The organism is Pedobacter sp. AK013 (assembly GCF_014205835.1).
In the GTDB taxonomy this organism is placed as follows: domain Bacteria; phylum Bacteroidota; class Bacteroidia; order Sphingobacteriales; family Sphingobacteriaceae; genus Pedobacter.
Genome location: NZ_JACHCQ010000065.1, coordinates 1 through 12,117, shown reverse-complemented (window position 1 = coordinate 12,117; position 12,117 = coordinate 1). Strand labels below are relative to the sequence as shown.

Annotated in this window: 12 protein-coding genes; all 12 read left to right on the top strand. The window is 36.2% G+C overall.

Annotated elements, in window-relative coordinates; translation table 11 throughout:
* Positions 1-345: type VI secretion system tube protein TssD (gene tssD, locus HDC90_RS24900; RefSeq protein ID WP_184471304.1), on the top strand; the 345-nt coding region annotated here is incomplete at its 5' end.
* 347 nt (positions 346-692) lie between these two features.
* On the top strand, positions 693-2,558 hold the full coding sequence (locus HDC90_RS24895; RefSeq protein ID WP_184471303.1) for a type VI secretion system Vgr family protein: 1,866 nt from the start codon (positions 693-695) through the stop codon (positions 2,556-2,558).
* A gap of 1 nt (position 2,559) precedes the next feature.
* Complete coding sequence (locus tag HDC90_RS24890) at positions 2,560-2,724, top strand: hypothetical protein (protein WP_184471301.1); 165 nt, start codon at positions 2,560-2,562, stop codon at positions 2,722-2,724.
* 7 nt (positions 2,725-2,731) lie between these two features.
* Positions 2,732-4,333, top strand: coding sequence for a hypothetical protein (locus tag HDC90_RS24885; protein WP_184471299.1), 1,602 nt, complete (start codon positions 2,732-2,734; stop codon positions 4,331-4,333).
* Position 4,334: 1 nt separating this feature from the next.
* Positions 4,335-4,793, top strand: coding sequence for a hypothetical protein (locus HDC90_RS24880; protein WP_184471297.1), 459 nt, complete (start codon positions 4,335-4,337; stop codon positions 4,791-4,793).
* Between the two features lie 63 nt (positions 4,794-4,856).
* On the top strand, positions 4,857-5,810 hold the full coding sequence (locus HDC90_RS24875; RefSeq protein WP_184471295.1) for a hypothetical protein: 954 nt from the start codon (positions 4,857-4,859) through the stop codon (positions 5,808-5,810).
* A 7-nt stretch (positions 5,811-5,817) separates the two neighbouring features.
* On the top strand, positions 5,818-6,297 hold the full coding sequence (locus HDC90_RS24870; RefSeq protein WP_184471293.1) for a DUF4280 domain-containing protein: 480 nt from the start codon (positions 5,818-5,820) through the stop codon (positions 6,295-6,297).
* Positions 6,298-6,300: 3 nt separating this feature from the next.
* Complete coding sequence (locus HDC90_RS24865) at positions 6,301-9,120, top strand: OmpA family protein (RefSeq protein WP_184471291.1); 2,820 nt, start codon at positions 6,301-6,303, stop codon at positions 9,118-9,120.
* Between the two features lie 4 nt (positions 9,121-9,124).
* A complete protein-coding gene (locus HDC90_RS24860; protein WP_184471289.1) occupies positions 9,125-9,724 on the top strand; it encodes a hypothetical protein in 600 nt (199 codons plus the stop codon).
* An 86-nt stretch (positions 9,725-9,810) separates the two neighbouring features.
* Entirely contained in the window at positions 9,811-10,584 is a 774-nt protein-coding gene (locus HDC90_RS24855; RefSeq protein ID WP_184471287.1) for a hypothetical protein, read from the top strand.
* A 288-nt stretch (positions 10,585-10,872) separates the two neighbouring features.
* Positions 10,873-11,151 carry a hypothetical protein gene (locus HDC90_RS24850; RefSeq protein WP_184471285.1) on the top strand — a complete coding sequence of 93 codons (279 nt, stop codon included), beginning with the start codon at positions 10,873-10,875 and terminating at the stop codon, positions 11,149-11,151.
* 159 nt (positions 11,152-11,310) lie between these two features.
* The gene (locus HDC90_RS24845) at positions 11,311-11,652 is read left to right on the top strand and encodes a hypothetical protein (RefSeq protein WP_184471283.1); all 342 of its coding nucleotides are present in this window, start codon (positions 11,311-11,313) and stop codon (positions 11,650-11,652) included.
* Positions 11,653-12,117 lie beyond the last annotated feature (465 nt).

The following is a 12,117-nucleotide window of genomic DNA, read 5'->3' as shown; positions in this document are numbered from 1 at the left end:
CAGTGCAGCTTTTCATTAAATAGAGATGTTGACGCAAAAGGCCGTCCATCATCAGGTGTTTATGGAGGTACCATCCACATCGAAATCGAATCAACAGAAGATACTTCTGTAATCGAATCAATGGTTAACAACCAGTACAAGCCACTTTCGGGAACATTGGTTTTCAAAAAAGGCGAGGAAGATGCAAAAATGAAAGAGCTTTCTTTCGAAGATGGCTACATCATTCAATACAACGAGGGTATTGCTGTAAACGATAATACCCCAATGACATTAAGTTTTGTGGTATCTGCCCGTAAGCTAAAGCTGGGCAACGCAGAACACGAAAACGATTGGCCTAAAGCTTAATCATCAAGTATAAAGTAAACTGAAGCGACCGGTTTATATCGGTCGCTTTTAGTTCACTCATATTTTTTATCGACCTAAAACATCTAAAAATTAATACTTCAGTCTTGTGGCAACCTCCGCAGGGCAATCTCATCAATTAAAGCTCAATTATGTCTAACCAACGCAAATATATTGTTGTAAAAAACGATTACCATCCTGGTAAAATGTTTGGTTCGGCACCCGCACACAAAATTCATCTGAACATGCCATATATAAAAGTGTATTCATTTTTATTGGAAAGGGCATGTATTAAAAACTCGGCAACTGGATTTAGCTTAGGGTAATTTTTGTGATCAAGATTAATCAATATGGAAAAGAAACTCATTGCAGAAATCAATATAGAGGATAAGGAAATTACCCATTTTGCTTCCTTCAGCCTAACACAGGCTTTTAACGAACACCATTATTTTGAGCTGCGTTTTAACCACGATCAAATGGGGGCACCCGGGCTGATCAGTTTAGATGATAGCCGCGACTTTGTGGGTAAAACCCTAACCGCGTCTTTTGGCCATTCGCCAGAAGGCATGCAGAATTTTGTTGGTCTCGTTTCGAAGGTAGAGCTTTCGCAGAGCCATGGTTATCATGGTGTTTTAATTGTAAGTGGTTATAGTCCAACTATTTTGATCGATCGCGGTCCCGATTTGGGTTCGTATTTAGATAAAGATCTGAATGAGATTGTAAAGCTGGCCACGAAAGATACACCTGCCAACGATTTAAAAGTAGTGGCCAATGCCGCCAGGAGTACATCTATTGATTATATTATTCAATATAGGGAAAGCGATTTTGCTTTTCTGAACCGTCTTTCTGCCGAATACCATGAGTGGTTTTTTTACGATGGCAAACAGCTTAATTTTGGAAAGCCTAACACACAGAAAGAAATATCGTTGTTTTATGGTAGGGATGTGCAGGAAATGCAATACGCCATGGAAATTGCACCGATTAAAAATAAAAGGTTCTCCTATAATCCGAAACAGAACGAAATGTTGCTCAGTGAGAGCACAGGCAAGGTAGACGGAACTCCCGATTTATCGCATGCCATTAAAGCTTCTAATCTAACTTTTAGCAAAACTTTTAATCAACCTTCTTTAATCAGGGTTGATAATAATAATGATATCAAAAACCTGGTCGAAAATGAAGAAAAGGCCAATACCAGTGAACTTTTAAAAGTTACGGCTAGGGGTGATAACGCAGGGCTGAGCATTGGTAGTATCGCCGAAATTACCATGAGCTTAAGGAAAGAGCTGGCTTTTACAACTGAAAGTTTGGGCAAATTTCTGATTACGGGCATTAAACACTACATCGACGAAAATGGCAAATACCATAATAATTTCGAAGGAAAAATAGCCACAACCGAGCGTTTGCTGGTGAAAAACTTTGAAAAACCACAACCCGATATGCAATTGGCAGATGTAATCGATAATAACGATCCACAGGGCCAGGGCCGTATTAAAGTAAAATTTAAATGGGAGTGCTTAACCAATGATGTAACCGAGTGGCTGCGAGTGGTTACTCCGAGTGCGGGTATTGGCGATAGAGGCAATAACCGTGGTTACTTCGCTATCCCCGAAATAAATGATCAGGTAATGATCGCTTTTGAGGAAGGTAATATTGCACGGCCAGTAGTAATAGGCAGTGTTTACCATAGCTCGAGCGTAGATAGTAGCCCGCTGATTCAAAACCACCTTAAAAGTATCATTACCAGAAGCGGGCATTTAATCGAGTTTGACGATAACCAGGAAACACAGGGCATTAAAATTACCGATATCCACAGCAATATCATCCATATCGATACTAAAGGGAATAATATCACTATTACGGCTTTAGAAAACATGACCTTGAACTGTAAGAATATGCAGATTAATGTAGGGGAGAATATGGATGTGAGTGTAGGTAAGAATATTGCAGAAAGTGCAGGGGAGAATATTACATCAAGTGCCAACCAGGATATTATACAAACTGCAGGTAAAGATATCAACATTAGCGCCACAGGCGATATGCGGGAAACAGCAAATAATAAAAACGAGCTGATAGAGAAAGCATATACCAGGAGCGCACAAGATTCTACACAGTATGCAGAAAAGGTAACCATTTTTAGCACAAAGGAAAATATGCTGTTAGAGAGTTCAGAAAAAACGGTAGAGATCAACAGTGCCGAAAAATCAAATCTTTTTTAACATGGCCATCAAGAAAACTGCTAAAAATTTATTTATCACTATCTCAGATAAATATGTTTCAACATCGCAAACCCATGTTGAAAGTGCCGAAAAAGTGGAAATCGTTGCTTTGAGCGATAATTTGGTTCTGGCCTCAAACAAAAAAATTAATATCACCGGTAAATAAACAGGCTATGACGAATGTAATATTTAAGAAGCCAAGGTTTGTTGTCCCCGAAGCTACAAAAGATAAAAAGATAATTGACCTGTTAATGATGATTGCGGGGACAACTGATCCAATAAATACCAAAGGCTTAAAGCACGAGGCTAATACAACTTATTGGGATGGTAGAGATAAGGGTGGTAATGCTAGCCTTGTAAATTTTTGGGCAAAAGTACAGGAATTAAAACCTCAATTCCTCAACTTGCATATAGAAGGAAAATTTTTTAGCTGGTCAGGCGATAATGATACCAGGGAAAGGAATTTGGCTGCAGATCGTTTATTGGATCTCATCAAAAGAGAATATCCTGGTTTTAAAAGGAAGGAAGTTCACCTTCATCTGGTAGGTCATTCTCATGGGGGCAATGTTATTAACCAGTTTACCAACTTAATAACGACAGATAAGGGTAAGGAATTTCCCGAATTGTGGAAAATAAAAAGCATCACCTATTTATCTACACCTTTTTTTCAAAATAAACATCAACTAAACCATGCTAAATTACATCCTGCTTGTAAAATCATTAATGTACATAACGGCTATGATTTAACACAACAGTTTGTTGCAGATTTTTCATTGATTAATCTTGAAGTTCTGATCAGGAATTTGAATAAAGGTAATTTTGAAAAAGCCTTAAAAAGGATAAAAGCCGTAGATTTTACAACATTTGATGTTTTAAGTGATCTATATATAAAGGATGATACTGAGGGACCGAGTTTATGGCGGAATATGGCCATCCTTTTGGATGGGATTAAATTGCTGATCGCTGCGGTAATCGATTATATCTTAAGTATAAAAACCGAAAAATTTAAAGCTGAAAAGAAACAGTTTTTGGATTTACTCAATAGAATTTCTACTTGGGCTACAACTGCTCAGGGAGTATTTTCATCAAACCAAAGTAGAAGAAGAGGTGGTTATGGGAGGTCTGAATTTTTTGCTGATTTAGATCTATTAACAGGATTAAGGCTTTTTAATGAAATTTTAGCGATAGAAAAAAGCGAAAATGACAGCTATTTACTTGGTGTTTTAGAAGCTTTATTTAAGGAAAATACAGGAATAACAGATAGTATTGAACAAACAGGTTGGAATCCCAAAAAGCAAACCAAAGGACTTGAAATAATTGATGTTCCAATTACCGATTTTGATAAGTATAATAGTAGAAAGAAAAAAGGAAATTTTGATGCTTTCTTAACACCGCTCCAATCGGCATTACAAGCTAGAAAGTTAAGGGAAGTTTTAATGCGCTTACTGAGCCAGTTTATAACCGGAGATCAAATTAAAGATATTCAAGATAAAATTAGCAAGCTCGAATATGTGGTTTCCGGAGAAAGTGATACCCAGCTAAAATTACTTAGAAGAACACACCTTAAAGTTTATCGCGATTTAGTGACAAAATACAATGCAAATCTGGTGGCTACTCAGGATTTAAATATAGACCTGATGGAAAGACCGGGTGGTATACCTTATCTAGCCACCATATCACATAGTTTAAGCCATAGCCAATTTTGGGATAAAGCAAAAAATGGGCTAAAAAGTGCATTTAGTTCAGGGATAAATCCAGGATATAAGGGGAAATAATATGGAAATTAAGAAAAAGAGTCTTTGGATAGGTATTGCATTAATCCTTATTGCAGCTGGTGTTATTTTTCCTATAGAAAAGACCGGTTTTTTAGAAGATTTGATGTATACCTTTTCGACCCTGATAATTGGGCTTTTGGTAATTATTTATGCCATATCAGGAGGGAATTTTTTTAAAGTGATAGGCTTTTTGCTAGGGAGTATCCTAATGAGTATGCTATTATGGTTTTTAGTTGAACGTGGCAAATGGGGGAGCTCGATTGCGGTAGTTTGGGGTGGAATTCCTTCAGGCCTCATTTCGGGCATTCTGTTTTTAATTAGCAACCATTTTTTAAGATTGAGAGAAAAGAAACAATATAAATACATCAAACAAGTGCTACTGTACTTCCTTATATTATTAATTGTATCCGTATTATTCAGATATGGGGGTGATTGGTATTTTGATGCTTTTGAAAGCTAACGGCATCGAACACATTATTGTTGGATAAACCTTTGGTGAAATTGATAATACAAACTCGATAAAATGGACATTTCAAATAAAACAATATATTATTCAGGTGTAAATGCCCTTCGTTTAGAATGGCCGGCAGAACTGTCGGTAAAATACGGTGTTTTAGTCACCTTTAACGAAGGTGAAGAAAATAGTAACGAGGTAAAATACGAAGCAAAGGTTACCAGGCTAAAGGCTGGTACAGAAGGGCAGCCATTATTTCAGATCGATCGGATCGGCGATGTGTTTGTCAATGAAATGCTTCCTGATCTGGTTGCCGATCGTTTAGCGTATGCTCTGGGGAAAGTATTTTATCCACTCGTAATTGCGGTAGATCAAAATGGTGGTTTTCAAACCGTCTATAACCATCAGGAAATCTTAAAAAGATGGCCAGCCATTAAAAAAAGGGTTCTCGATAATTTTGAAGGCAGTCTGGTTGAAAATTATATCGAACGTATGGAAAAACAGCTTGCCAACCCAGACAGTATACAGCTTGCATTTTTGAACGACTGGTTTATCCAGACTTTTTTTAAACCCCTTTATAAAGAATATGGGCAGCACCGTACTACCGGATCTATATTTAAATTTCCGATCGTAAAAGATTTCAACGTTGAAGGTTATATAACCGAAGAAAAACTAAGCGGACAGACCAACAGTTTTGGCGCTATAGAATTATTGCACAATGGCGTAATTAAGCCCCTGGAAGATGATTTATATATCGCAAATAGAGCTACAGGCGATTATGAAGGCTATTACCTTCTACATCCAAAATACAGAAGAATCATATCGGTGGTTTCTGATTTTGGTTATGGTGCGCCGGTAGTATCAAAAGTAAAGGTGAAAATTACGGTTATCCCGGAGGATGGATTGGAATTTGATCACGATTTTGAATTGGATACCAATGTTAAGGGGATGCCGGTAACAGAAATGGTGGTGATTGACGGGCAAAGATCAAGAAAAGGGTTTTGGGACCGTTTATTAAAATAACTAGAACATGGCAGAGAAACATATTGTAGTTCAGGGGGCACAGTGTATGTGCAAATTTGGGTCGGCGCCAGATAAACTCAAGGTGCTTACCCATACCAAAGAGTATGCGAATGATAAAGATGGAAGCCAGAAATCGATCGCAACGACAAAAGATATTGGCGTTACTTTCGAAAAAAATATGTTCGGATCATGCTCCAAAATGAACAATAAACCCTGCAACGCAGTAGTTACAAAATGGTCAGGCTTTTACGAAGAAACCATATTGAGCAATGGAGGAAAAATCCTGCTTGAAGACAGTAAGGCCACCTGCCCTGTAGGCGGTTCCGATTGCATCGAGATCATCCAGCACGGACAAAAGGCAGAAGCCTCGAAACAAAACTTTGATAACGCAGATAAAAATGTACAGTCACAGCTCAACCCCATGTCAAAATCATTAGATGATTCTGCAGATAATGCTGAGGGTGTTGAAGCAAATGTTAAAGCATAAGCTATGGCAAAGGGAATTAAAAAAATTGTTTGGACCGGTGAAGGTACCGTATATAATGCTTCTAAAGGATCAATACCGGGTCAGTTAGCGGTTGTTGCCCCAAGTCAGGATGTTTGGTTCAAAATTGGGGAATGGGAAGCCGGAACAACAGAGCAGGATAAAAATAAGAATATAAAATGGGCAATTTTTAACCCAAAAGGTATTATTGATTTTCAGAAAACGATCCCAAGTAATTTTAAATATGGATTTAAAATTCCCAGGAAACTTTGCGGGCCTTATTTATGGTATATCGAAGCAAGCTGGAGCGGGAATTTCGATGGCAAATCAGGCCTGAAGATCAGGGGCGAATCGCCGGCAAGGATTGTAAGTAGTAAGTGGTCGCAGAATGAAGGCGGACCCGATGTAAGGAAAACCTATCAGTTTTCTTATGGCGAACTGATCTGGTTGAGATTAACCACCGAAGGTTTGAATGGCTACAGTAATGTAGAAGTCCGTGTATTCAGAAAATTGCGGAGCATGATGGGACTGTGGCCCAAAGACGACGAAGTAACCCGTAAAATTTATAGAGTAGATGTAATTGATGGTGAAATCAATTTAAAAATTCCCAATACCTATTCCTGGTATCAATCGATGAAAGACAGGGAAGATGTTGAAGAATTTTATGTACGCGTGGTACACCCCGTAACTGGTAAATATATTGAAGATACAGGGGGTAAGGGTGATACTGCCCATGCCCGTTTTTTGAGGATAAAAGACAAGGTGAAATCGCAGGTAATGGAAGCGCCTCAAAACAGGACACCGGTAACCATTTATCAACCCGATAAGAATGAGGCCAGGTTTGAACTTTGCAAGTTTGAGCAGATTAATTTAACCGAAGCAGGAGGTAAGCCTGTTCTTATCTTTGATAACGGAAAGGGTGTTAAAAATATTAGTGATAAAAGGGAAAAAACGCTCGAATCTATTTATTTTAAATTCGATAGTACTGAACTATTACCCGAAAGCTTAAAACAGTTGAACAATATTCTACAGTTCCTGTTAGAGCATAGGCACAGTACCATCCAACTTGATGGTTTTGCCTGCGTAATCGGTAAACAGAACCATAACAACATATTATCAGAAAACAGGGCAAAAACGGTGAGGGAATTTTTTATCAAAGGGAAGCTGGATCCTAACCGCATCAAAGCTGTCGGTCATGGAGAGGTAAATCCTACTGATGATAAAATGGGGGGCGATAATATCAAATATAAAAATGAATACGATTATACCAGCAACAGAAGGGTGGATATTGCATTCGAATATTACAGCCATAATGCGCACACAATCATTTACCAGACAATATTAGGTAGTACGCCCAAAAATATCCTCTTACAACCAGTTAATTTCGATACCAAGGCTTGTTTTATCAGGAAAAAACATAATAAAATAATTACGTTATACAATCTTAATGAGAAAAAAGCACAAAATGAAGGGAGTATTACTATCCCTGCTGTGTCTGCTATAGGTAGAAACGATCTTATGCCTATACAATATTTGTGGCCGATGAATAAAGCTACATTAACATCATTTTATAGCTCTGCGAACGAATATCTTGTTCATATTCATTCTTGTAGATACTTTTCGGTAGAAAATAACCCTACGGTAAATGTTCAAGTTTATCCTGATATTAAATGGACTTTGACTTTTTTTATCAATCTTACAAATGATCTTAGTGTAAAATGGCAAAACCAACCTGCCGCAAAGCATAAAGAGTTGCAGAGTAAATCCGGTAAGATTGGAGCTGAAAGAAGATGGAAGCAAAAAGATGCATCTTTTGGCTTCGGCCTTAAAGGCGAATGGGATAAAAGTAGTAGCGGTAGCTATCAGAGAAGTAAAGAGCTTAAGGCTGAATATGAAACGAAATTCAAAAAACTTTATGATCTTTTTGCTTCGGTCGGAGCGATGTCTGATGGGATAACGAATAAGACTAAAGGGCAAGTTAGGAATATAGGATTCAAAGGATTGCCTATGACATTTGCCGTTAAGCCGCCTAATCTTAACCTCAAAGGAGAATGGAATTTAGAAAGAGCAAAACAAAAAGGAGTAGAAATAGAAAAAATAGGCACGAAAGTAGACATCTCTTTTAATGCTGATCCGTTAATAGGTTTAGAGGTAACGATAGACCTTTTATGTACAGCTGTTGGGCTCGTTGCGGGTGCTATAAGTGGGGGAACTGCTGCTCCAGGTGCCGTGAGACTTTACGGATTTATCAAAGATAAGATGAATACGGGCATGGAATTTGGTAATGATGATTTTGGAGCTAAAGTAAGTGCCGACGTTTATATTGATCTCGTTATTTCAAGCGTGATCAAAACGACCATTGGTTTTTCTTTCAACACAGAGAGTGATAAAAGTGATGATCAGAAAAAGCTAGAACTGACAAATACACTTAAGGTTGAACTAAAAGCAGGGGTATGGGTAAAAGGAGAAGCTAATCTTGTTATCGTAAAAGTTGAAGGCTACTTCGAAATGAGCGGAAAAGGGTATGCATCTGTAACATTTGGCCATGGTTTGAAATATGATGATAAAGGCTTGAATTACCGCCCGCAATTAGGATTCGACGGTTTAAATGCTGAATATGTTATCAAAGGAAAAGTAGGAATGTCAGCAAAAAAGAAAATACCAAGAGGGCAAAACAAAAAAGCAGCAGAACTAAAAGGCAACAGTGAAGATGAAGGGATCATTGCAGAGGGCAAGTATAACGAGGTAATCCCTAAATTTGACGTGATTAAAAGTTTGGAAGAACTCTTTGGGATTAGTGCTGATATTCCGTTAATTAGAAATTAATCATATGAAAAAAATAGTTTTAATAGGTTTGTACATAATAACATGTCTATCATGTCAATCACAAGAAAAAATCAATCTAGAAAAAGTCGATTTTGCAGAGAGTTATAAACAAATTCTAAAAAATGTTAAGTTTCAGACAGACGCAAGGGAGATCGTTACCACGCTTCCTATAGCATATACCAAAAACGTAAGTCAATATAGATTTGGGAACATTTCTTTTGCAAATAGTAAGGAAAACTCAATAAAGAGTTCTACAGTAGGCTTGTTAATCAATAATACTAAAGAGCGTCTTACTAAAGGTATTAAAATAGAAGTTGAAGATACTTCCATTAGCAATGCACTTTTAGCATATTTAAAATTACAGAATAAAGCTCTGAAAGTACTTTCGAGAGTTCCGGGAAAAAATAATGAAGGAAAAGTACTAGGAAATGCAGCCTATTCCTGGACGCTGAAAGATAAAACAATAGTACTTGTTCAATATTACGAATACACAAATAATAAACCAAATATCTCCTCTGTTCTATATATGGTAGACAATCAGGTGATAGCCCCTGAAGTACAACAAACAGTTGTTTCCCGTATCATTAAAACGTTTACTCCATAATAAGTATTAGATAAAATTAGTATAGTAAATGCTAATACGATTACTGAAATGTATAAGATAGATCTAAAGCTTTAAAATTAAATAATATGATAAAACAACCGTATTATATGATCGATTTCAGTGCCTCTGCTTGTTTATTTGAAATCAGAATTAATGACTATCCCGTGATCCATATGAATGTGGAAGGTCAGGTTGCCAGTAATATTCCCATCAATTATGCAATATTGAAAAGTGGTACTCAGTCTATATCACTAACAATTTTACCCAATATCGGCGATCTGGAATTGCATAATAAGTCTGAAGTAAAATTTAATATAAAATTATTTGATGTTGCCAATGATTTTGTTTTTAATCAACAGTTTGGAGATTATCAATCAGATCCTGTTGGAGAAAAGAAATTACCCATAATAAAGTATATGAATTCTTTTCAAGCCGATGTTCCATATAATCTAGATGCTTGGCAAAAAGGAAGAAACCTTAAAGATATTGATGATTGTAGAAAAAAACTGGAATCAACGTACAATAAAATCATTAAAATAATTCAAGATGGTGAATATAATAAGTATAGGCAATTGATTTCTAAGAGAGAAAATAATATGTCTTCCGCCATGTACTTATCAAAAGAAGAATCGGAAGAAAGAATAAATGAACTCATCAACGACTTTAATTCGGGATTTAAAGTTCGGTCTATTTCAAAAGAAAATTTAATGGTTCTTTATGCAAACAATAAAGTTGCTATTTTGAAGAAGCTTAATGGAGAGTCTGCCTTATATCTAGAAAATGAAGAAACACAGGAAGAATTAATGCTCGACATTTCTTTTTACATTCCAGAAGGTGGGTCTGACTTTGAAGTGATTTAGTTTATGAAAGGAATATTAATCATATTATTGGCTTTTGCTTTTTTGAGCTGTACTTCTCAAACTGCAGGTCAAGAAAAAAATATAGCAGTTGGTCAAGTAATAAGAAAGATCGTAATAAAGGTAAATCAATAGGAAAGATGTATCCAGAATTCACCAAAAATGGTTTATTCTAAGAACAGGAGAGGGGGAATGAACAAGTTATTTCAAATATTGAATCTGGTGGCGAAAAATCTGAATATATAAGAGTTAAATAAATTACGAAATAATTATCTGCTTGAAATATTTAAAGTGAAAATAAAATTATTGTCATCCGCTTTATTACTTGTGATGTTAATAACTGCCTGTAAAAAAGAAGCTATAGATATTGCACAGTTAACTCTCGATAAACCATTGGATATTGATTTAAACGGTTACTTAGTAGACTTTAATGTCTCCCTTGCAAATTTTGATATCCTGATCAATGATGTCGTGGCCTTTTCGTATGAGAGTTGGGGGAGCATTTATTCGAATTATCCCATTAACATTCGTTTGAAATTATCCGATAGACCGCCAATATTAAAACCATAAATTATAGCTTGTGAAAAGAATAATGGTCATGGCATGGATAAATCAATAGCATATATCTAGAAAACCTACAAAAAATGGCGGATTATTTAAAACAGGAATGGGAATGGACCAAGTGTAGTATTTAGTTCGGAGAAAATCCAGAATGTAAAAGAAAAAATCATGAAAAATATGTCTACGCTATTAATCAAATTTTTGATTGTTCTTTTATTAGCCACCACAATTGTTACACTATATTTTGTGTACAGCTTTGGTGCCCTTGCCGATAAGATTACTTTCGCAGCCATATTGCAAACCATAAAACAATTTGGACTGGTTATCGGCATTCCAACCACTATTTTGTTTGTTCCTGCTGATTTTTTAATAACAAAAATACAAGGGGTCTGGCTATTGTACATCGTGCGATGTATGGTTTTTTTCGGTATCCTCTCATTAGTAAGTTTGGTGCTTTCTTTTTATTTGGTCTCAAATGCCTTGTTGAATAATCCTTTTGTCCTTTTGTGAGATTGAATAGTACAGGCTTAATAAAATGTGCATTTCAAATAAACGATATATTAATAACCTGAAAAAGTTATTAGGGAAGCTTTTGGTTTGTCCATTAGTTTTTGTACTCATGTAATTGTAGAGAAGAACTACAAACTGTCCTGAAGTACTACAATATTCCGAAGAGTGGCATGTAATTAAAATGAGGCATTTGATGATTTAGAAAAAAATACATTTTTTTTCCTGGCAATAATCTGAGTTTTCTGTAGCGTGAAGCAAGATTTTTAAATTTTAATACTGCTCTTACTTGTTATATATGAGCTACATACATAATAATTGGCTTAATATTTGGTTTATAATTAGTGTAGCGGAGGCTACGATAAATCAAATTTTTAACCTTTAAATTTTAAAACTATGGCTTTCAAAGCTAGATTAAATTTTTCGGGCAAGGAGTACGATGTGCTTCACTGTGCCTATGCGTTAAAC